A 254-nucleotide genomic window follows, 5' to 3' on the forward strand; every position below is an offset into this window, starting at 1 on the left:
TTCGACTTCTGGTAACTCGGGCATGTGTACCTCTTGAATAACGGGTCAGTGCGCGCCCAGTTCGCGGATCGACAACTTCAGGCTCTCGAAGTCGTAGTCCGACAGGCCCACGTAATCCAGCACCAGATGGCCGATGGCATTCCACTCATGGTCCACCGCCTGGTTACCCAGTACGCGATAGGACGAACAGATATGCTCGGCCATCTTCAAAATGGCCAGCAGGTTCTTGAGCTGCGGGTTGCGCGACGTCTCAT

General features: G+C 56.3%; 1 pseudogene. It reads right to left on the reverse strand.

Annotation, left to right across the window (positions count from 1 at the left end):
• Positions 1–45: 45 nt before the first annotated feature.
• Positions 46–254: pseudogene (locus tag AAEY79_RS15710) on the reverse strand (histidine kinase); the annotation flags it as partial.

Origin of the sequence: Psychrobacter sp. GW64-MNA-CIBAN-0177 (assembly GCF_040309585.1) — a bacterium.
In the GTDB taxonomy this organism is placed as follows: domain Bacteria; phylum Pseudomonadota; class Gammaproteobacteria; order Pseudomonadales; family Moraxellaceae; genus Psychrobacter; species Psychrobacter okhotskensis.